The 22,424-nt window shown below is 41.5% G+C and carries 17 protein-coding genes and 2 pseudogenes; 3 read left to right on the forward strand and 16 right to left on the reverse strand.

Features of this window, described 5'->3' with window-relative positions:
• Positions 1-16 precede the first annotated feature (16 nt).
• A complete protein-coding gene (uxuA, locus tag ACYVRS_RS01390; protein WP_461202252.1) occupies positions 17-1,093 on the reverse strand; it encodes a mannonate dehydratase in 1,077 nt (358 codons plus the stop codon).
• A pseudogene (locus ACYVRS_RS01395) lies at positions 1,084-2,690 on the reverse strand (mannitol dehydrogenase family protein). The gene uxuA and the pseudogene ACYVRS_RS01395 overlap by 10 nt, the downstream one beginning before the upstream one ends.
• A gap of 192 nt (positions 2,691-2,882) precedes the next feature.
• Between ACYVRS_RS01395 and ACYVRS_RS01400 the strand changes: the two are divergent.
• Positions 2,883-3,548, forward strand: a complete 666-nt coding sequence (locus tag ACYVRS_RS01400; protein ID WP_312499549.1) for a GntR family transcriptional regulator — start codon at positions 2,883-2,885, stop codon at positions 3,546-3,548.
• Between the two features lie 61 nt (positions 3,549-3,609).
• Here the strand turns inward: ACYVRS_RS01400 and ACYVRS_RS01405 are convergent, their stop codons facing one another.
• Positions 3,610-4,446 (reverse strand): YitT family protein, encoded by an 837-nt coding sequence (locus tag ACYVRS_RS01405; RefSeq protein WP_461202254.1) that lies wholly within the window; start codon positions 4,444-4,446, stop codon positions 3,610-3,612.
• Between the two features lie 435 nt (positions 4,447-4,881).
• Here ACYVRS_RS01405 and ACYVRS_RS01410 point away from each other — a divergent pair, with 435 nt between their 5' ends.
• Positions 4,882-5,673, forward strand: coding sequence for an L-threonylcarbamoyladenylate synthase (locus tag ACYVRS_RS01410; RefSeq protein WP_312499559.1), 792 nt, complete (start codon positions 4,882-4,884; stop codon positions 5,671-5,673).
• Positions 5,674-5,764: 91 nt separating this feature from the next.
• On the opposite strand, the gene ACYVRS_RS01415 is transcribed toward ACYVRS_RS01410, so the two are convergent.
• The 7 genes and pseudogenes from ACYVRS_RS01415 to ACYVRS_RS01445 form a co-directional block, all read right to left on the reverse strand.
• A complete protein-coding gene (locus tag ACYVRS_RS01415; protein WP_312499551.1) occupies positions 5,765-6,151 on the reverse strand; it encodes an MmcQ/YjbR family DNA-binding protein in 387 nt (128 codons plus the stop codon).
• 22 nt (positions 6,152-6,173) lie between these two features.
• Positions 6,174-6,263 (reverse strand): annotated as a pseudogene (locus ACYVRS_RS01420) (hypothetical protein); the annotation flags it as partial.
• A 264-nt stretch (positions 6,264-6,527) separates the two neighbouring features.
• Positions 6,528-7,145: an aggregation-promoting factor gene (apf, locus tag ACYVRS_RS01425; RefSeq protein ID WP_312499553.1), complete on the reverse strand. Its 618-nt coding sequence runs from the start codon at positions 7,143-7,145 to the stop codon at positions 6,528-6,530.
• Between the two features lie 348 nt (positions 7,146-7,493).
• Positions 7,494-8,810, reverse strand: coding sequence for a uracil-xanthine permease family protein (locus ACYVRS_RS01430; protein WP_235505458.1), 1,317 nt, complete (start codon positions 8,808-8,810; stop codon positions 7,494-7,496).
• A gap of 4 nt (positions 8,811-8,814) precedes the next feature.
• Positions 8,815-10,176, reverse strand: coding sequence for a guanine deaminase (guaD, locus tag ACYVRS_RS01435; protein ID WP_461202257.1), 1,362 nt, complete (start codon positions 10,174-10,176; stop codon positions 8,815-8,817).
• 208 nt (positions 10,177-10,384) lie between these two features.
• Positions 10,385-11,728 (reverse strand): hypothetical protein, encoded by a 1,344-nt coding sequence (locus ACYVRS_RS01440; RefSeq protein ID WP_461202259.1) that lies wholly within the window; start codon positions 11,726-11,728, stop codon positions 10,385-10,387.
• A 130-nt stretch (positions 11,729-11,858) separates the two neighbouring features.
• Positions 11,859-13,979 (reverse strand): glycoside hydrolase family 65 protein, encoded by a 2,121-nt coding sequence (locus ACYVRS_RS01445; RefSeq protein ID WP_461202261.1) that lies wholly within the window; start codon positions 13,977-13,979, stop codon positions 11,859-11,861.
• Between the two features lie 178 nt (positions 13,980-14,157).
• Between ACYVRS_RS01445 and ACYVRS_RS01450 the strand changes: the two genes are divergently transcribed.
• Positions 14,158-15,396, forward strand: a complete 1,239-nt coding sequence (locus ACYVRS_RS01450) for an amidohydrolase family protein (RefSeq protein ID WP_312499991.1) — start codon at positions 14,158-14,160, stop codon at positions 15,394-15,396.
• Positions 15,397-15,543: 147 nt separating this feature from the next.
• Here the strand turns inward: ACYVRS_RS01450 and ACYVRS_RS01455 are convergent, their stop codons facing one another.
• The 6 genes from ACYVRS_RS01455 to ACYVRS_RS01480 all read right to left on the reverse strand — a co-directional run bounded on the left by ACYVRS_RS01455 (position 15,544) and on the right by ACYVRS_RS01480 (position 22,252).
• Complete coding sequence (locus ACYVRS_RS01455; RefSeq protein ID WP_461202263.1) at positions 15,544-16,353, reverse strand: alpha/beta hydrolase; 810 nt, start codon at positions 16,351-16,353, stop codon at positions 15,544-15,546.
• Between the two features lie 9 nt (positions 16,354-16,362).
• The gene (locus ACYVRS_RS01460) at positions 16,363-17,829 is read right to left on the reverse strand and encodes an alpha-L-fucosidase (RefSeq protein ID WP_313539614.1); all 1,467 of its coding nucleotides are present in this window, start codon (positions 17,827-17,829) and stop codon (positions 16,363-16,365) included.
• Entirely contained in the window at positions 17,813-18,481 is a 669-nt protein-coding gene (locus tag ACYVRS_RS01465) for an SGNH/GDSL hydrolase family protein (protein ID WP_461198087.1), read from the reverse strand. Before ACYVRS_RS01465 ends, ACYVRS_RS01460 begins: the two co-directional genes overlap by 17 nt.
• A 105-nt stretch (positions 18,482-18,586) precedes the next feature.
• On the reverse strand, positions 18,587-20,341 hold the full coding sequence (locus ACYVRS_RS01470) for a type 2 periplasmic-binding domain-containing protein (RefSeq protein ID WP_054114483.1): 1,755 nt from the start codon (positions 20,339-20,341) through the stop codon (positions 18,587-18,589).
• Between the two features lie 21 nt (positions 20,342-20,362).
• Complete coding sequence (locus tag ACYVRS_RS01475; protein ID WP_461202265.1) at positions 20,363-21,295, reverse strand: carbohydrate ABC transporter permease; 933 nt, start codon at positions 21,293-21,295, stop codon at positions 20,363-20,365.
• A 15-nt stretch (positions 21,296-21,310) separates the two neighbouring features.
• Entirely contained in the window at positions 21,311-22,252 is a 942-nt protein-coding gene (locus tag ACYVRS_RS01480; RefSeq protein WP_313509173.1) for an ABC transporter permease, read from the reverse strand.
• Positions 22,253-22,424 lie beyond the last annotated feature (172 nt).

Here is a 22,424-nt window from a genome sequence, read left to right on the forward strand (position 1 = left end):
CGTTCCGCCTCCTTTCTTATCTGCCGATTGCTTTATCGATAGCTTCCCAAAGGCCCAGTAAATAAGAAGCACCAATTGCACGATCGAACAGGCCATAGCCTGGACGCCCTGTTTCTCCCCAAATCATTCGTCCATGATCTGGACGAATATACCCATCAAAACCATTGGTGTACATTGCTTCTAATATTTTGTACATATCCAATGACCCCTCAGAAGACAAATGTGGCGCCTCATAAAAATCTTTGTCATTTCCCAAATATTTGATATTACGTACATGGGCAAATGGAATCCGATCCCGGCGACAGAATTCAGCCAAGATTTGATAGACATCGTTGCTTGGGTCCTCCGCAATACTTCCCGTACACAATGTGATACCATTCGACGGACTATCCACAACACGACAGATCCAGTCTAAGTCATCACGATTCTTGACCACTCGCGGCAACCCAAAGATCGAATAGGGTGGGTCATCCGGATGGACAGCCATCTTGATCCCGACCTCCTCACAGGTGGGAATGATTGCTTTCAAGAAATAAGCAAAATTCGCTCTTAACTTGTCGTCATCGACATCCTTATATGCGTCAAACAATTCTTTCACATGGGCCAAACGTTCCGGCTCCCAACCAGGTAATGTATAGCCTGAACTCGATTCTTCAACTTCCTTCACGATTTCTTCAGGATCCTTATCGATACCTGCCTTTTCAAAAGCCATCGTGAAAGAGCCATCAGGCAGCTGATAGTTAAGGTCCGTTTTGATCCAATCAAAAATCGGCATGAAATTATAACAGATGACCTCGATTCCGAAAGCAGCCAAATTGCGGATCGTTTCTTTGTAGTTTTCAATATATTGATCTCTCGTTGGTAAGCCGATTTTGATATCATCATGGATATTCACACTTTCAATTACTTTCAAGGTCAAACCAGCCTGCTCAACTTCCGCAACCAAAGAAGCGATCCGGTCTTTAGGCCAAACCTCCCCCGCTGGAATATCAAATAATGTGCCAACGATGCCTTTCATTCCCGGAATCTGCCGAATATCTGTCAATTTGATATTATCATTTTCTTTGCCATACCATCTAAATGTCATCTCCATTGTTCTGATACGCCTCCTACTGTTTCATGTAAAGTCTGACGAACCGCTCCAGGGCCTGTCAGCATTTGTTCAAAATAAGCTTGTACTTTTTCGCCAAGTCCAGTTGTGTATAAATCAAGACCAAAAAGTGTTTCGTTCTTTAAAATAGGCTGAATATATACTGCAGTATCCATCGCTTCTCCCATTTTGATGGCTGACAATTGCTCTTGCAATTCTGGCAACAATGGATCTGGACTTACCTTGAAGGATTGTCCTTCATCATCGATCGCCAACAAATACCGCAGCCAACCTGCTATGGCCAATGGAATAAACTGTAGTTCATCCACACGTTGATTTTCCGCATATTTTTTGATGGTTTCACCAAAACGGATTGCCATCTTTTGCGACGTATCTGTCGCAATCCGTTGGGGGTGTCTGGAATCAATGGATTAGGCAATCTCAACCCAATGACTTCATCAATAAATGCCTTCGGTTGGATAATACCAGGGTCTTCAACCACTGGCAATCCTTCTATATAACCAACTCCTTTGACAAGTCGAGAAATATCTTGGTCTGCCATTTCTTCTGCAATCGTCTGAAAACCGAGCAGACAACCAAATATTGACATAGCTGTGTGCAATGGATTTAAACAAGTTGTTACTTTCATGACATCTGCTTTATCAACAACTTCTCGGCTCGTTAGGATCACCCCGCCTTTTGCTAACTCAGGGCGACCATTAGGAAAGTCGTCTTCGATCACTAAATAATGGGTTGCCTCTGTATTCGCAAATGGGGCAATATTTGTTCCTTTGCTGGTCCGGATCAATGACAGCCCTTCGATTCCTGCTTGAGTCAGCTGATCTAAGACTACTTGCGAAGGATTAGGGGTGATTCGATCAATCATTGACCATGGGAAAGAAACCTTTTCTTTGTCACTTAAATACGCAACAAATGCTTGTGGAACATGGCCTTTCGCGACCCATTCTTGGGCAATCGTCAAGATTGCCCTTTGGAATCGTTGGCCATTTTGAGAAAAGTTATCCGTTGAAATCAAAGCCAGTGGTGCAGCCCCTGCTTGAAAGCGATCCCATAACAGACTAACCAAAATACTCACTGTATGTGTTGCTTCATGTGGTCCCGCAATGATATCCTGTTCGACTGATTTTAGATATGCACCTGTACTTGTTGTTATACCATAGCCTTTCTCCGTGATGGTGACCGTCACCATTTGCAAGGCTTTATTTTGAAAAACCTCTCTGACTGCTTGATAACTTTCTTCGCGGGAAGGATGGCAAAAGTAGCTTGCAGCTGTTGACTGTAATAATTTCTGCTCAAAGCGCCCTTTTTCGTGCATGATCACTTCTAATATATCTTGCTGGTATGGTGTATATACTTGATCGATCACCTCTTCATCAAACGTTTCGCAAACAATAATACCCGATTCGAGAAACCCTTGATCAATCAAAGTTTGGGCAACTTCCGCATGAAATGCACGATACAAATTCCCTCCACCAAAATGCACCCATCGCGGCTCTTTTTTCGTATTTTTGATGACCTCATTTTTGTCCTTCTTTGGTAGTTGAACCCCTGCTGCATGTAAAACCTTTAAATCAAACACATAAACGCCCCCTTCTCTAACTGATATATTAGTATTTTAGTTCACCTTCTGAAAAATTGCAACCCTTTACAAAAACTCAATCAAAATATATACTAGTTTATATTTTGATTGATGATTCAATGACTTAAGAAATCGCCGTTGATGGTCGATTTGGCCTCCTTAAAGGACATTGAATAGAAAGAAGCGTTCCTGATGAAACCAACGAATTTCCAACACCAAGCCTATGAATCGATCAAATCGATGATTCTCACAGCACAATTGATCCCTGGGGAAAAAATCTCAGAAAAAGACCTAGAAGAAAGATTGTCCATAGGTCGGACACCGATTAGAGAAGCGGTGATTCGGCTTCGCAGAGAAGCATTGATCGATGTCATTCCTCAAAGCGGCACCTATGTTTCTCGTATGAATACCAAACAAATCGCGGAAGCTCGTTTCGTTCGTGAAACTTTAGAAAAAGAAGTTTTTAGGATTGCTTGCACAGTCATTACGAATGAACAGCTCAAGGATTTAGAAAAACTGATCATTTTGCAACAAACCTATGCGCAATTAAAAGATGAGCAGGCTTTTTTTCAATTAGATGAAGACTTCCATCACTTGATTTACCAAATATCCGATAAGGAAAATGTTTGGGATTGGCTGCAAGCGGTCATTTTGCCTTTGAATCGGTTTCGATATTTGCGTTTAGAAGTCGAAGCGTTATCCTGGGATGTCATTTTAAATGATCATCAAGAAATTCTACACACATTAAAAGCCCGTGACGAAAAGAAAATCACTTCTTTAGTAGAAAAACATATCGATGTGATCGACAATGACTTATTGGTGGTGCAACAAGCCTACCCAGACTATTTTTCTCAATAAAAAGAACAAAGACGATCATTGGATAGAAACAACGATCGTCTTTGTTCTTTTTATGATTTTTTTATTCAATCGGATGATAACTGAACCCTTGCCCTAAAACTTCCGAAACTGTACTCACGATCACAAACGCTGTAGGATCGATTGTTTCAATAATCTGTCGAATACGGACAAATTCTTGGTCACTTGAAACAATCAGCAAGACTTGCTTTTCTGATTGCTGATAGCCTCCCTGCGCATTCAACAGCGTCGCCCCTCGGCTCACTTTCTCAAAAACCGCGGTTCGAATCTCTTCTAAATGTTCATCACTCATGATCATAAGTGATTTTTTCCTGTTAAAGCCAGTTTCAATATAATTCATGACTGCCGATGTAATCACGATCGACAAAATAGCAAATAGAAACTCTTCAAAACCAAAGACAAACAAATTCATCGACACAACAACTGCATCTGTCACCAACAGACCGATTGCTGGATTAAGACCAAAATATTTCTTAAAGATGAGTGGCGGAATGGTCGTTCCACCACTAGAGGATTGGTTTTTGTACAAGATTGCGACACCTGCCGCGAAAATAGCACTGCCGAAAATCACAGACAACAAGCGATCATCTGCAATTTTTATTTCAGGCACGATGGCAATCGCTAAAGGAAAGGCAAAACTGCCAAATACTACTTTCATGAATGGCCCTTTACCTAAGAAGATATAAGCCAAAACGAGCATAGCAATATTCAAGACCATAATGACAACTGCACGGTCCCAGCCTAAAGATGATTCCAGCAAAATCCCAATGCCGCTGACCCCTCCTGCTGCAATATGATGCGGGCCTAAAAAAAGATTGATACTTGCAGCTAAAAGGAATAACGCAGCGGTAATTTTTCCATATGATTTAATAAAATTCATTTTTCTCCTCTTTTCGTTGAACTGTCTGTTGTCCTATATGAACGTTCAATAGATACGTTTTCTTACACATTTCTACTATACGCTTATTTATTCGTACCAACAAAGTTTATGGTCCATTCTTGATTATTGCCACATGCATCAGAACAGGTAGTGCGTGTACTATGAATGGGACTTTTCTAATGATGACATAAAAAAAACAATGATAATAGTCAATTTTTTCATTACATACTGAATTTTTTACTCCTAAGGGAATATGAACGTCTCGCTATAGTCAGCTAATTGGTAGCGCCTTTTTTCTAGCTTTTCACATAATCATGTTAAATCCTCTTGACTATCCATTTTGATTCCCTTATCATCAGTGGTAACAACTGGGAATCAGAATTTTCAGAATATTCCACCTTATTTTCAGTAAGAGTATTCATGTATCAAGAAAGGATGAGTCACTTGAGTCAAGATAAACATATCAAATGGTCTGGGGAACCTAGCCAATCCGCAATTGACCTATTGCAGGGAGAAGGCAACGTTGTTGTCTGTCCAACAAAAGTTGGTTACATCATCACAGTATCAGATAAAAAAGGACTAGAGCGGAAATTCTCTGCAAAAAACCGAAAACGCAATAAACCTGGTGTGGTGCTTTGCGGCTCTTTGGAACAGTTGCATGAATTAGCCGAATTAAATGCGGAAACAGCTGCCGTATATCAAACCTGCTGGGAAAACGATGTGCTGTTCGGTGCTATTTTACCTTGGAAAGAATCCGGGAAAACCTACATTCCGGCTGATGGATCTGAAGAGCTGATGACCGATGTTCGCGGCACGAGTTGCTTTGTCATCAAATTTGGTGTACCAGGAGAACAAATCTCAAAGGCATTGTGGGAGAAAGACCACACGTTATTGTTTGCGAGTTCTGCCAATCCTTCTGGTAAAGGGAATCGTGGTCTGGTTGAAGGAATAGGTGAACAAATTGCTGAAGAGGCAGATTTGATTATCGAAAGCAATGATTATGTTGCTTCAATTCAACCTGATAAATCGATTGAAACCCGTTATGAACAAGGGGTCATGGTTTCTTTTGTAGATAAAGAGGGAAAATTGATTCCTGAACAAGGCGATCAACGCTCCATCACACCTGCCCCTGTATTGATCCGTAAAGGTTTGGATGTAGACAAAATACAAATGTACTTGTCTGATACGTTCAATTCATGGGATTATCGTCATGGTGAGTATTATTAATGAAAGCATACTAAAAAGGACTTGCAAGGTAGACGTTGTTGTCTACCTTGCAAGTCCTTTTCTTCTTCTGAGCAACCTCGTTTGGGAGATACTACATCTCAAGCAATGCAGCTTTTTGCTTTTTCGTTAACTTCTCTTTTACTAGGTCATAGGAAACTTTGATCAGTGATTCCACTGCCTGAGGATCCATTTCTTCGTTTGCAATTTTTATGGAGTTCCAATGTGTTTTGTTTGCATAATATCCTGGAATAATCACACCGGGGAATTGCTCCCGCAAAGATTCATTCACTTCAGGTAAATTTTTTAGCGTAATCAATGTATCTGCAGTAGGTTCTGGCGACATCATTCCGAATTGTTTGCCCAGCAAATCAAAATAAATCGTTCCCCAGTCCTCTCGATAGTATACTTTTGCACCAGGTAAACTTTCACCAAAACGTTTGAATTGATCGATTCTAGAAGCTACTTGTTGCTCATCCATTCATTTGCCCTTCCCTATGATTTTATTTATCTTGATCTTCTTCTGATTTCTTCCGGCGTCCTATACCAAAGAACCCAGCCAATGCAACCAATATCGTACCCATGATCCCGAGGGAACGACTTTCTTCTTAATACTAATAAATCAGGTCCTTACACTCTAGATAGAATTGCTTGGTAAGTACTATCGACGCAATATACTGATGATTTCCGCCTATAATAACGGTTTCATTACTGCACAGATTTGATTTACGCTCCAGACCAGCTGTTTCCCATCGATAAAACAGAAAACCTTTGTTAACATTATACCTTGCAATAGTATGTCAATCAAACAGATATGAATAAAAAAACAGACCCCGAAAGGTCTGTTCGTTAGATGTTTAGTACCATCCATTGGCTTCCCAGAAAGCTTTGGCTGCTGTCCAAGAACCATAACGTGAAGCTACATACTCATCGGCAACTTTTTCTTGATTGGCTGCTGAGTAATCACCGTTTAAATATGAATTTGTTAATTGGTAACGACCATAGTATTGACCATTCGTCGCTGTATATGAGCCACCTGACTCTTTGTTGGCAATCCATTCTTTAGCAGAAGATTCAGAACCTGTTGCTGAAGATGTATAGCTTGTTGTACTTTCTGAATTTGATGACGCTTGGCTGCTGCTGGCTTGAGATGCTTCTGATTGGGCAGGTTGTTCACTAGCTGCTGCATATGAGGAAGATGATCCTTCATAAGAAGAGGCTGTATAATCGCTATCATCAGTAGGAATCACCAACGATTCACCAACATAGATCAAATTGATATTTGCAATATCATTTGCTTCAGCAATGGCATCGACTGCATCTGCAGAGCCAAAGTAATTGTATGCAATAGTGGATAGTGTGTCACCAGATTGAACAGTATATTGTTCGTCGGCAAAGGCATCTTTGCCACCTAAGAAAAGACCAAACCCGGCCAAGACAGCTGTACTTAGTAAAACAGTTTTAAAAGATTTCATATAGTAATATCTCCTTCTTTGATAAACATCGATATGCGAGAGTTGAAATAACTCAAGCGCATGCACTAGTCTAACATCGAAGAATATTTCATAGGTGATAACTGCGTTACAATTTGAGTGAAAAAAAGACAAAATTCTTACGTTTTGTAAGAATAGCGAAGAATCCTTATAACAAAAGGAAAATACCCGGATATATTCAAACCAATTTCGTTAATTAATTTGAAATTAAACTGATTTACCCAATGATCATTTTCAAATATTACAAATAAACCGCTTTAACACGTTTATGTAACATAAAAGCAAGCGGCCAGCCAATTTGACGTCCGCTTGCTTTGTCTAAAATGGATCTCAGTTTTTCACTGGAATCAATTTGTTCATCACGATTGCAGCAATTGCGCTTAGCGCAATTGGCGAATCAAGCAGGTATTGCAAAAATTGAGGTGCGGATTCTTTGATTTCTGTTGGCATAAATAAAAGACCGATGGCGATAATCAAAGGAACCCCAATGATGTACAATTCCCGCTCGGAAAATGCTTGATTCTTGATCACACGAAATCCGCTGAGCAAGATGATGACACAAACCACCGCGAATACACCGCCAATCACTGAAGAAGGAACTGCGTGGATCAAGGCAGATAGTTTGCCAATAAAGGACAACAAAATGAACCAACATGAAGCCATAACAAAAACTTTTTTGCTCGCCACACCAGTGATCGAAATAATTCCTGCATTTGTTGAGTAACCAGTGACTGGTGTCGTGCCCACCAAAGCGGCCACCATACAACCTAATCCTTCGCCAATGACCCCTTTATTGATTTGTTCATCCGTGATCGGTTCTTCGGTCACAGAGCTGACCGCATACCAAGTACCTGTTGTTTCTGCCAACAATACCATATAAATCACCAGCATGGTCAAGATGGCAGAAATATCGAAGTGCAAACCATAATGAACAAAGGCCAACTTAGGCAAACTAAACAATGGCGCCTCTGCAACTGATTGAAAATCAACCCCGCCCATGAATGATGCAATCGTCGTCCCGATGACTAAAGCAATGATGACAGAGCTGATACGAAAGTATTTGCCTAATCCCGGGAAATAGTCCCCTAACATAGAAAAAAGAATCAAGATAGCCGCAGTGATCGCTGCTAAAAGCATATTCTGATTTGCACTCAAAGTTTCCGTTGCAGGATAAATATTACTCGTAAATGCTGTTGGCAGCAACGTCAAGCCAACGATCATGATGATCGTTCCACTAACGATCGTTGGAATAAAATGTCGAACGATATACTTATAAATGCCTGTAAAACCGAGCAAAACAACTGCAATTGCACCAACGATACTCGCACCTAATACAGTATCCATGCCTTTCGCCCCAAAGTAGATCCCAATGATCGCACCCACTGGTACGAAAGATGGCCCTTGGCAAACAGGTAATTTCAGAAAAAATAATACTTGGATCAAAGAAGCAATCCCTGCCCCTAAAAAAGTTGATTGGATCAATCCGGAGGCATCTGATGATGACATCGCCACAGCTGTGGCAATAATAAATGGCGGTACATAGACATCCATCGCTAAAACATGTTGCAGCCCTAATATCACTGCTTGTCCAAAAGGAATATCGTCATTGATGCCAATCGTTAAATGTTTATTTTTTGAAGTTTCCACGTACTCATTCTCCTTGTTTGTCATGTACTTTTTTTCCTTGGACCCATACTTGACGAATATTTTGCATTGTCGCTAGGTACAAGATTTTTTGCAATCGTGCTTCCGGTGTTGGAAAGACACCAAAATCGGGTAATGGATTGCCTTGATTTCGGGAATCAATGACTTGAACATCGAAAGCATACCCTTCTTTGATAACCCCAATAGGCAATTGCAAAGCGTCACCGCCGCCTTTTGTAGCAAGGGAAAAGGCATCTATCACAGAAATACGCGAATCCGCCACCCCACGTTCATGTTGGGCACGCGTGACATCAACACCATCTTCAAGCATACGCGATGACATCACCGCTTGTTTGATATTGTCATATAAACTAGGCGAAAATCCGCCAGATATATCAGTCCCTAAGCCAATTGTGACACCTTGCTTTTTCAATTGTTTGATGGGAATCACCCCATTAGCAAAATATGCATTTGAGATTGGACAATGGGCAACTGCCGCGCCAGTTTCAATAAACAGTGCCCCATCTTGGGGACGAATAAAATTGCCATGGGCCATAACCGCTTTTTCTTTCAATAAACCAAAATCTTTTAACACTTCAGTATCCGTCTTGCCAAAACGTTCTTGGACAAAGTCATGTTCCCATTGTCCTTCACTGCAATGTGTTTGCACATGGACATCATATTTTTGTGCCAACGCGCCTAGACCAGCTAGTCCTTCATCGGTACAGCTGGGAACAAATCTTGGCGTGACAACTGGATATACACCTTGCAGGGCAGATTCAGCCAACTTTTGGACGCTTTGGATAAATTGTTCGGTTTCTTGTAAAGCAGCTTCAGTCGATGCATCTCGATAAAAATCTGGATTGGCTTGTGGATCATCCATCACAACTTTGCCGACTAACCCTCGTTGTCCTTTTTCGACACAGATCTTCGCCAACAACAGACTCGCTTCTAAATGGATCGTCGCAAAATATAAAACCGTTGTTGTCCCTCTAGACAGTAATTGCGTGACCAAATCTGCATAGACCTGTTGGGCAAAATCAGTATCCGCATATTTGGCTTCCAAAGGAAATGTACATTCGTCAAGCCATACATTCAAAGGCTCATCCAGGGCGATACCCGCTTGCGGCCATTGTGGTGCGTGGACATGCAAGTCAACAAACCCTGGCAAAAAACATTGTCCCGTGCTCAAAGACAAAGTGATGTCAGCCTGTTGACAGGCTTTCTCGTAGTGCTTATCGGTTTTTTTTATTACTTTTGTGATGATGCCAGCAGAATCAACTTGAATCAAAGCATCTTCGAGAAATTCTAATTTTCCATCTGTTGGTGTATGAAACACGTCCCCTTTGAAATAACTCTCGGTGGTCATGCAGTAAAGCCTCCATTCATCATAAAACACGCTAAAAAAGGACAATGTTCCTCTTTTAAACGTGGGATGTTCTTATTTTAACGCTAAACAAAAAAAGCGCAATAATAATCGTGATGATAAATGACACTTTTCTGATCAACGTTCGGTTTTTATCCGGTTGCAAAAAAAGAACAGTTCTCACTGTTCTTAAGTCCATTGATCCAATGTATCATGGCAATGGGTTCTGTTTTAAATCTTTTCGGAAATAACACCCCGCGACAAGAAACAAGAGGATGATACTAACAGCAGAAACCCATTTTGCTGGATCTAATACGCCAACGATTGTTTCCTGGTGCAGCGTTCCTGATGTACTGGATAAGCGAAAAATCGCATTTACAGGAAGTTGCGCTTTTTGGATCAACCCAAACAACAGTCCCATCAAAAGAAATTGATGGACTAAACTTCCCTTGCTCTGTGTCGCATATTTGGCTAAACTTCTATTTTCGATCGTTTCTGCAGTCAACATCCGATAACGTTGGCCAAGCCAACGATTCAAGCCGCCATTAAAAAAACTAATGCCTGCCATTCCTATAGGCAACATTGCATCAAAGCAAAAAAGCCATGTGCAAAGGATCAATCCGGAAAGATGCACGAAAATCGTAGATGCCCCAAGCTTCTTTTCTAAAAAAACACCAAAAGTCATTGAAACAAACAGACCGATCGCATATGGAATATATACATGAGAAGTCAAAACCGCTTGACCAAACCGCGCGCCAACGTAGACTGAGCCAAATAAAAACAAAAAATTCCCCACGATTCCATGCAAAAACGTCAACACATTCAAATAAAATGGCATCCGCCAGAACTGACTTCTTCTCCCCACTGTCAGCATCAGTAAAGCAAACACAAACATAAAACCAAAAAGCGCCCATTCAAACAATGTGTTTGACTTCAGCAGTCGTCCAGTCCGCAATAAGAAAAGCAGACCAAAAAACAATAAATAAGCCAACAGCTGTTTTCCTGTCACTTGCTTTAGCATTTGCCATACACCTCTAGGCCGAACATTGATCTTCCCACTCTGCCAGATAGCAGAAATAAACAAGAACAAATAGCCAGTAAATAATCCGACTGCTTGCCATTTACCATTCAACTGAATGGCCCCCAGAAGCAGCACCAAATAGATAAGCACCCATCGCCAATCATTCTTTAGTGATCGTTCTTGCAGCTGTGCTTGTTGACGATACATGAGATCTGCAGGCGGTATCCAAGCAGCGCTCAAGCCAATCAAGGCCGCTGCCGGTAAAAGCGCACTTCCCCAAACCATACTAAAGATGCCGAAAAGCGCCCCAACTGTGCCAATCCAAAAACTGATCGTCAACAAAGCTGAAGTCGAAAATTGGGGTAAGGTTTGTAAAAAAAAGACCCCAGTCATTTTGAACGTATAATATAAAACAAATGCCAATATAGCGAATAAGGTCTGTTCCTTACTGATCGAAAGAAAAAAAATATACGGAACGATCGTCAGTGTATTACTTAGAACAAATAGTGCGTGATGGGCTGGATTAGATGTCATCGAAGAACCGCCTTTTTAGGATAGAATGCTTTACTTTTATCCTACGCTTTATGGTGGGTGTGTCAACTGTTAACTATGCAAAAAAAGGTTGCAAGCGGCAACCTTTTTGATGTATCTATTCATGATTTACTTATTTCTGTCTGATCCGAATGCCCCCATCCATCTCTTCAACAACCAACAGAGAATCTATTTGCAACACACAGGCAATGTTCCCTTTATCCAAAGTGACTTTCACGGACTCACCTAAATAGGTAAGCGTAAAGGACAACTGCTCAATTTCTTTTGGTAAATGGTTCGTCATTCGCAAGCCTTGATCATAGTACAGTCCTGCAAAACCGTAAATCAAGCTTAACCAACTCCCCCCCATATTGGCAGCATGGATGCCATCCTCGACATTTTTTTGCAAATCAGTGAGATCCATTAATGCTGTATCCATAAAGTAACTATATGCTTTTTCAGTATCGCCAATTCGGCTAGCCATCACACTAAAGATCGAACGCGATAACGATGAGTCATGGGTGGTAACTTTTTCATAGTAATCATAGTCACGGGCTAATTGTTCCAGACTAAAATCGCCTGTAAATAACATCTCAGCAAGTACAGTATCCGCTTGCTTACACACTTGATATTTGTAAATGATCATTGGATGATAATGAAGCAGCAATGGATAATTCTCAGCCGGCGTTTCTTCAAAAGGCCAGACTGCTTGATCTAAAAAGCAGTCATCTTGTTGAGTGATTTTACGTTCCTCATCAAAACCGAAGTACATTGCATCTGCTGCCGCTAACCATTTGCTGCTCTCTTCAGTATACATACCGTAGCGTTCTGCTAGCTCTGACGCATAGTAAAGATTATTTTGCACCATTTTGTTGGTGTAAAAATTGTTATTGACAAGGGCACTATATTCATCCGGCCCAGTCACTCCATGAATACCAAAGCAATCTTGCCCATGCTTGCGGGCATAAGTTCCATAATCCAGCCAAAACTTTGCGGTTTCAAATACAACATCCTTGCCAATTCCTTCCATTAACGAATGATCTCCGGTAACACGCTCGTACAATTGGAATCCATAAACGATGTCTGCATTGATATGCAGTTGCGCTGTTCCAGCTGGATAATAGGCACTAGTTTCATTGCCATCAATAGTCCGCCAAGCAAACAATGCACCTGATTGCCCCAATTCTTGTGCTCTTGCTTTGGCTTGCGGCAAAATACTGCCTCGATAAGTCAGTAATTGTTTTGCAACTTCTGGATTTGTATAGATGAAAAAAGGCAATAGATACATTTCTGTATCCCAGAAATAATGGCCTTCATAGCCTTCACCCGTCAATCCTTTCGCAGCAAAATTGGTTTTGCCATCCCTGCCAGCGCCTTGGTTCAAATGAAATAGATTAAACCTTATGCCTTTTTGCAATTGTTCATTGCCGCCGATCAAGATATCACTTTTTTCCCAAAAACCACGGTAACTATTCCTTTGTTCTTCTAATAAAAGTGAATACGCTACGCATTGATTTTGAAAAGGTGCTGTCTGGTTGTCATCCAACAGTGCCAACTGAAAAATAGCTTCCAGAGAAGCACCCTCAACCAGTTGATGGGGTTTTAAATCTAAGCGCAGTGCAATCCGTTTGTTGCTATGAGGCGCCGTCCAAATATGATAATCTGCAATTGATTCTTTTTCTAGCTGATGATTTTTATTGGCCACGCGAGGATCATCTGTCTTAATTGTATAAAACGATTGGTCTAGCGTATGCGTAAGTTCAACTGCATCCGAAAAATCGCAGTTCTTAATGGTATAGCGACAGGCATATAACTCTCTTCGCGTCATCGAAGCAAAGGAGGCCATATGTAGATCAAACTGCTTATTTGACGGTGTTGTGATGTGGTAAGTTTCTGTTAGCACTCCCGTAGACAAATCGATATCCATTACTGTCCGTTTTGTCTGCCATTCACTGTCAGATGACTTTTCTTGTCCGATACGCAAAACTACACCACGTAAATTGGGCAGCTTACAGATTGTCTGATGGTTCTTGGCATAACCATAGGCCCATTCTCCATACTGAATGGGTTCACTATCAAAAAAACCATTCACGAAGACACCAGGATTTCCAGGATAAAATTGATTCACCTTCAGCGGGTGCCCCGCGCGCACACCAATCTGACCGTTGCCTACAGCAAAAAGTGTTTCTAAATATTCTTGAGTCTGATGGGGTAATTCTTCTGCAGATAATTGAAATGATTGATGATTTACCATAAAAGCGCCTCCTTGTTAATCTCTATCCAGTCTATCGACTTCTTGCTTTATATCTATCCTACACGACTCAATAATGAATGCAAGCCGCACCACTTACACCTGACCGCCTTATAAGTTGACTAATCTAAAAAAAGATTTAGATATGTTAACATAGTAAAAAAAGAAAGAAGGCGATGTCTTGGACGTATGGCTAATCAACGTTCTTATTGAAACCACCTATTTAAAACAAGATGACTGGGCGTATGATACACAAAAACAAGTCTCAGCAATCGGTATCAATGATGGCACCATTGCCGCTGTTTTACCGATGGATCAATGGATAGAAGACCAAACTGCAAAAATCTTAGATGGAAAAAACCAACTGCTCTTACCAGGTTTGGTAGAAAAACATTGTCATTTGGACAAAAGCAAATTAGGGACGGCATGGCGACCTGTGACGCCAGCGGCATCATTAGTTGAACGCTTTGAATCAGAGATTCCACAATTAGATGCATTGCCGTTATCCATCGAAGACCGTGCAGAGGCATTGATTGATGCCGAACTCCCTCACGGAACGATCTTTTTCCGCTCTCATATTGATATCGAACCGATGACTGAATTGCGGTATTTTGACGCTATTGCTGGATTGGTGGCACAAAAGTCTTTTGGCTCTGAACTCGTTCTTTTCCCACAGCATGGGCTACTTCGCAGCCAAGCGAAGCCTTTGATCGAAGCGGCTCTAGCGACTGGAAAGGCTGCACTGATTGGCGGTGTGGATCCCTATACTTTAGATGAAGACTACAAAGCCTCTTTGAAACAAACCTTTGAATTGGCAACAAAGCATCATACAGGTATCGATATCCATCTTCATGACCGACAAGAAGCTGGCAGAGCCACGATCAAAGAAATCATACGCTTAACCCACGTTCACGGTTTAGAAGGCAACGTGTCGATCAGTCATGCCTTTGGACTGAATGATTTTGAGGGGAAGGAACGGGCACAAGTCTTCAAAGCTTTAGCTGACCTAAATATTCATATTATTTCTAGCATCCCTCTCTCGCCGCATACGATTCCACCATTAAAAGAACTCCAAAGTTATGGTGTGAAAGTCCATATCGGTTGTGACAACGTCTATGATTCGTGGTCTTCATTGGGTGACGGATCTTTGCAAGAAAAATTGGTTCGTTATTTAGAGATATTTGGTATCAACACCCAAGAGGCATTGACTGAGGCATTGGGGCTGGTCACGGACGGCAAGGTCACGATCGACCAAACAGGTCTGCAACAATGGCCGAAAGTTGGCGACGAAGCAAACTTCGTGCTTACGACTGCTACATCCTCTGCTGCCTTCGTAGCACGTAAAGGCGTTGTATCGAAGAGTTTTTATCGAGGGAAGATTATTTGGTCTACATCAAATGAATCACCTTCACCTAAGTAATCGAAGGAAAAAAGAGACACATACTAGACATTATTGAAGCGACCTAAAAGTTAGACTAAAAATCTACCTTTTAGGTCGCTTCTTATTAGATTACTTCATATTTAGAAGAGCGCCGCTTTAATTTATTTACTCATGAAACATTCAAAATCAAATATTCCACTTCACCCAATCTGCGAACAACTCAGGCCAACGGACAACTGACGGTTCAATGTTATGAATACCGCCATTTGCTGTTTCCTTGGTCCCTAGACTCAGACCATGGCCCCCTCTCGGAAAAATATGCATTTCATAAGGAACATCGTACTTCCGTAACTGCTCTGCAAACAACAAACTGTTTTCTGCTGCGACCAACCCATCTTCTAATGTATGCCATAAAAAAGTAGGTGGCGTAAGTGCGGATACAAGATGTTCAAGTGAAAGCGCGTCTTTTTGCTCTACGTATGCATCTGCCAAAAGCGACTGGAATGATCCTTCATGCGCAAACTTACCACTTGATAAGACAGGATAACTTAGCAGCAAGCCATTCGGCTTCCACTCTTCTTTTTGTCCATCAAGCAATTCTGATAAGAATGGTTCCTGCCATGATACACCTAGATTGGCAGCCAAATGGCCGCCTGCAGAAAATCCCGCAACGATGATTTTATCCGGATCCACATGCCACGCTTCATGCTGCTGGCGCACTAATTGAACGGCTGTTGCCAATTCCGTCAACGCGATAGGATAGACAGCTGGTTTGATACTGTAATGAAGCACAAACGCGTGAAAGCCAAAGCTCATCATCTTGATGGCAATCGGTTCTGCTTCTCTATCAGAGAGCATTTCATACCCGCCTCCTGGACAAATAATGACTGCGGGGCGAAGGCGATTCACTTCGATCTCAGCTGAATTCTCTATGATATAAGTGGTCAATGTTGCTTGGCTATTTGGTCGTAGTGCCTCAATTTTTTTGTGTAACACTTGGATGCCTCATTTCATTGTAATTTTAAACACGATTGGTTTATCTGTTTCGATTGGCGCAAAGTTGATAGACAATCCATCATGTGTCGCTTGCCAATCGAGATTTTGTTGGGGATGTCCTACTAGTGCAACGTTTTGAATGATACCATGAAAGGCCGGCAAGTTTTGATCGCTAGACAAAGACAAGGATTGAATACATGCGTGGCCGTCCATTGGGCTGATCATTTGCATAGCATACAACGAATCACCTTGAATCGTAAAGCGAAAATCCTGACTTGTATACTGTGTGACCTTGTTTTCTTGAAATTGACCTGCTGTTATAGTGGTCGGTCCCTCACCAGCGATACGCCATGGTTTGCTTTCATAAATGGCCGTGCCGTTCATCGTTAACCACACACCAATATCTGCGAGTATCTCTTGATCCTTGTCAGGAATCTTTCCTTGTCCATCTGGCCCAACGTTTAATAACATATTGCCATTTTTACTCACGGCTTCGATCAAGTCTCGAATGATCTCACTGCTTGACTTATAGTCTAAGGTGGTTGTATAACACCATGAATTTCGTGCGATTGCTGTATCCGTTTGCCAATAAAACGGTTGCGGTTCGGCGAATTTCCCTCTTTCAATTTCAACGATACCGGTGCCAAACATCAGCGCATCATGCTTGTAACAAATTGCTACTTGCTTGCCCCACTCCACACCACGGTTATAGTAATATGCGGCAAACAATTGCAGATGTTGCTTAAATGCCTCATGCTGGATCCACCAATCGAAATACAGCAATTCCGGTTGATACTCATCCACTAATTCGCAAGTTCTTAGCAGCCAATCGTCTAGAAATTCTTCCGTGGGATAAGGTTCACTGTATAAATCTTGATTATCTGGCTCTGGCATCGCTGGCCAATAAAAATCTCCCTTTTGTAATGGTTCCACTACATCACTAGGAAATTCCTTGCCGTGTCCCATAAAGAACCAGTGTTCCGCACGATGGGAAGATGTGCAAAAATGCAGCGATTGGTCTTCTGCTGCTTGCTTTAGCTCAGCCAAAATGTCTTTTTTCGGCCCCCTCTCGGCAGCATTCCATGTGGAGACGCTGCTTTGATACATTTGAAAGCCATCATGATGTTCTGCTACAGGAAATACATATTGGGCACCAGCTTTTTTAAAAACCTTCATCCATTCTTGTGCATCGAATGCGGTAGCAGTAAACATGGGAATAAAGTCTTTATAGCCAAATTCTTTTTGTGGACCATAGGTTGCGACATGATGGTCAAATTCTGGGTGGCCTTTCAAATACATATTTCTAGAATACCACTCGTTATTATACGCGGGGATACTGTAAAGACCCCAGTGGACAAAAATCCCGAATTTGGCTTTTACAAACCATTCTGGCATTGAAAACCGCCCTAATGATGACCAGTTTGGTGCAAAAGGACCTTGATTGGCGACCTGTGTGATCTCAGCGATTGTCTGCATCTTTTCCCTCCAGAATACCTGTCGTTTCAAGCCATGTCTTCGCAATCAACACATGACCAGCAAGTGATGGATGCACCCGATCACTACTTAGTACATAAGACGATTGGTGTCTCAAAAAATCATCGATCTTTTCTTGTACGTTTCCATAGGGCAATCCGAATGTTTCGGCAAGTGTTTGGATCACTTGTTGATATCCCAACAGCATTTCTCGAACTGGATCTTTCTCATTTTGCTCAACCATAAACGGGCTCAGTAAAATGATGCCTTTTACATGAGGCAATGTTCGTTCAATCAACGTCTGTAGTTCGCTTTCAAATCGATCTAATGAAACCAATGGCGTTTGTGCAAAGGTTCCATCAAAGTGACGCCAGACATCATTCACACCAATCATGATCGTAAGCCAGTCTGGCTTAAAATCGAGTACATCTACTTGCCACCTCTTCTTCAAATCAAGGATGGTGTCGCCGCTGACGCCACGATTGACGATCATCAACTCCTCACGGGGCAGCAAAGCCGTGGTGTAAGCATTGATCAAATTGACATAGCCATCCCCCCACGACGACCATCCAGCAGGGATAGCCTCATAATTACGATTGCTATCTGTGATCGAATCTCCCACAAAAAGTATTCGGTCTTTTTTTTCTATTATCATCACATTTCCTCCTAAAAAAAAGAAGATCGATCCTGAAGCTAAGGATCGATCTTTTTTCGCAACAGTTTATGCCGTACTATCGTTTGTATTTCACTGGATCATTTTTTAATCTGCATCGCCAAACTCTTTGGCCACTTCTTCTCGTTTCGTATTTTGATCTTTGGCATTCGCCATATCAAAGTCCAAGACAGTTTGATAGCCTAAGCCATCAGCAGTATCTTGCATTTCTTTCAACAGTTTATCGAACTCACTTTGATCTTTTGCAAAAACCATTTTCCATGAATACTCAACAATCGTTGACTTCGCTTGATTTCTCAATGTCGAGATTTCTGAACTGTCCTCTGGTGCGACATAACTTGCACCGGGAGCAACTGCCAATTGGTCATGATCTTCCAGATAGGCAATCGTTGACTCTGCATCATCCATATTCTTGGACCAATCTTCTTTTACTGGATTGGTGTTCTCATTTTGATAGCTTTCCCACATTGTATACGCATAAGGGAAACCAGTATCTGGATTGGTATCAATTGGTAAAACCGTATTGACATTCAATGCAGACACACCATCTTTGTACGTACCACCGCCATATTCTTCTGGTACATCGCCATTTCCATCTAACAACGCTTGTTTCCCGAAGTCAGTGAGTACCGGTTCGCCATCTTTCATTTCCCAAGTCAAACCTTCTGGACCGCTGCTGCCGCTAGTTTGCGAGGAATTTGCCAACACACCTTCTGCAGAGTACAGCCAGTCAATAAAAGCAGCAATTCTTTCTGGGTCTTCCGCATTTGATCCAATACCTATGAACTGTTTGCCGCCATATACTTCAGCGCCATAAGAGAAAATGGTCTGATCTTGGATAGGTGCCAACATGAACCCTTTACCAGCATCTAAGTTGGTGGTTGTATTAAAGGCAGCTTGTCCTAACCACGGCCACCATGAGAATAGCACCTGCCCATCTTGGAATTTTGCAAACAAGGTATCATAGTTTTGCGTTGTTGATTCTGGATCGATCAACCCTAATTGGTTAGCTTGGAAGTAAAACTTAAGCGCCCGAATATATTCAGAGTCACTGGCCAAGATACTTTGATAGTCTGATCCATCAGCCTTGGCTAAGACAAATCCTTGCTCATCATACCCATAGTAGGTAACCAATTGTTTTCCTGCATTCATCATATTGCCATCCCAATCACCGAAAAGAGAAAAGCCATAGACTTTTTTCCCAGACTCAGTGGTTGGATTGTCTTCTTGCATTTTTTGAATCACAGGCAACAAATCTTCTAAAGTGTCGATTTCAGGGTACCCCTGATCCGCATATAGATCCCACCGGACATATGCGCCGAACGTCGGGTCTAACCCTTCAGAAGGATCCGTAGACTTAAGGGTAGAGACTGATGTAGGAAAGCCGTAGATGCCGTCCGTCCCGTCATTTAAATTCTGAACCGCCGCATCGAACCGCTGTACATTGTCCATGTTTTCATAGTATTGGCTTGCATCAGTCAGCAGACCCGCTTCAACCAACTCATTGTATTGCTGTCCATTATCTACAATAATCAAATCACCTAAATCACCAGCAGCTGTCCGTGTCTGATACAATGTATCTCCATTTCCAGCCACATTTGGCGCAATAATATTCAGTTCCATATTAAACTTATCTTTGACGATTTTCGCGAACCAACCTTCTTGCATCCCCATGTAATTGGCCAAGCCATCATATACATCAATGGTGATCGTTTCATCATAATTGCCATCGCTGCTTGCCGAATCTTGGTCTGCATCTGACGAACCTCCGCAAGCGGACAATGCACCCAGCAATGTAACTGCCACTAACCCTGTTGTCATATATCTGGACATTTTTTTCATTTTCTTCCCTCTTTCTTTTGATTATCCTTTGACCGCGCCCAACATAATTCCTTTGACAAAATATTTTTGGAACAGCGGATAAATGAACATAATAGGCAAAACAACGATAACAGATACGGTCATGCGAATCGATGTCGGCGTTTGAGTTGTCGCAGCCGATGCAATACTCGATAGTGATCCCGAGGTATTCTTGACCATCTGTGCCAGCGAATTGGCTTGATTGATATAAGTATAGAGCAAATATTGCAGTGAATAGAGGCTTTGATCAGTAATATAAATCAAGGTATCTTGGAATGAGTTCCATTGTCCAACTGCGGAGAAAATCGCTACAGTCGCCAAAATCGGTGTGCAGTTTGGTAAAATCACGCGGAAGAAAACTTGAATGATACCCGCACCATCCATTTCTGCGGCTTCTTGCAACGATTTTGGAATGGATTCGATATACGTTTTGACCAAGATAATATTAAAGGGTTGTACGACTGCTGGTAAAATATAGACCCAAAAACTATTTGTCAGCCCTAATGTTTTCATCGTAATAAACAATGGAATCAGCCCAGCATTGAAATACATCGTGATGACCACAAAACGATACCAAAATTTTCGCTTCCACATTTTTTCTTGTGTAAACATGAATCCTAGAAATGCCGAAGCCAAAACTGTTGCGGCTGTTCCAATGACTGTTCTAGCTATCGAAACTGTCGCAGCTAGAGGCAGTCCTTTTAATTGCAATACTTGACTATAGTTTTCAAGATGAATACCTTCTGGGAAAAACCGAATTTGTCCTAACGCGCTTAACTCATTGTTGCTGATTGAATTGATGATCAAGTAATAAAAAGGGTAAGCACAGATCAATGTGATGACCACAAAGAACGTATAATTGATGATTTTAAACCAAAGATCATCGGTCTGCCGAACTTTCTTTTCTCTTTTCTTTTCCGTCAGTGACAACTCCATAAAAGCCACTCCTTTCTATATAATGGACGTACCTCTGATTTTTTTAGATGCGCCATTAACGATTGCCAGTAAAGCAACGGAGATCACACTTTTCAGCATACTAATGGCTGTTGCCAGAGATAGGCTGTTGCCCCCCATCCCTAAGTTATAGACATATAAATCCAGTACCTGGATCGTATTTTTGTTAAAGGCATTTTGAAAGACGAAGTACTGATCCATGCCGTTGTTCAACAAATTGGCGATTGATAACATCAGCATCACTAAAAATGTCGGCATGAGTGCAGGTAATGTAATGTGACGCATCAAGTGGAAACGATTGCCGCCATCGATCCTTGCCGATTCATATAATTCTGGATCAATTCCAGAAATACCCGCCAAGTACATAATTGCGCCCCAGCCTAATCCCTTCCAAATATTCCATAAACACATAATCAACCATGTATGATTGCCACTATCTAAGAATTTGATTGGATCCGTGACAAATCCCCATTCTTGCAACAAAGTATTGACCAATCCGGTAGATGAAAAAAGACTGAAGGCTATCGTATAAACCAATACCCAACTAATAAAATTAGGTAGGGTTGTCAATGTTTGAACCAAATTTTTGAACCATTTGCACTTGATTTCATTCAGTAAAATCGCAAATCCGACTGGCAAAATCGATGTGGCAATACCCAAGAAACTCATCGCAAAGGTATTTTTCATCACTTGTACGATTTGATCGACTTGAGTAGGACTTGACACCAATAAGCGAAACCAGCGAAACCCGACAAATTCACTTCGTCCCAATCCCAGTGCTGGTTTGTAATCATATAAAGAATAAATCCAACCATGTAAAGGAAAATAAGAGAATAAAAAGACCAATACCAAGAAAGGCACAATACATAAAAACATGATCTTCCCTTCACGTGTCACCCGCTTACTCCTTTTTGGCATCGTATTTTTCTGTATGTCCATCTTCCTCCCCCTTCTGTTGTAACCGCTTTTACATGTTTAATACTAGCATCTGAAAAACGTTTTGCCACCTGTTAAAAATAGAGGTCAATCCGTCAATTTTAGACATTATTTTTCCCTTATTGAACAAAAAGACTGATTTCGCAGCGTTCTTATTCATCTGTGATTTTTGATA

This window comes from Enterococcus salsurae (genome assembly GCF_054784955.1).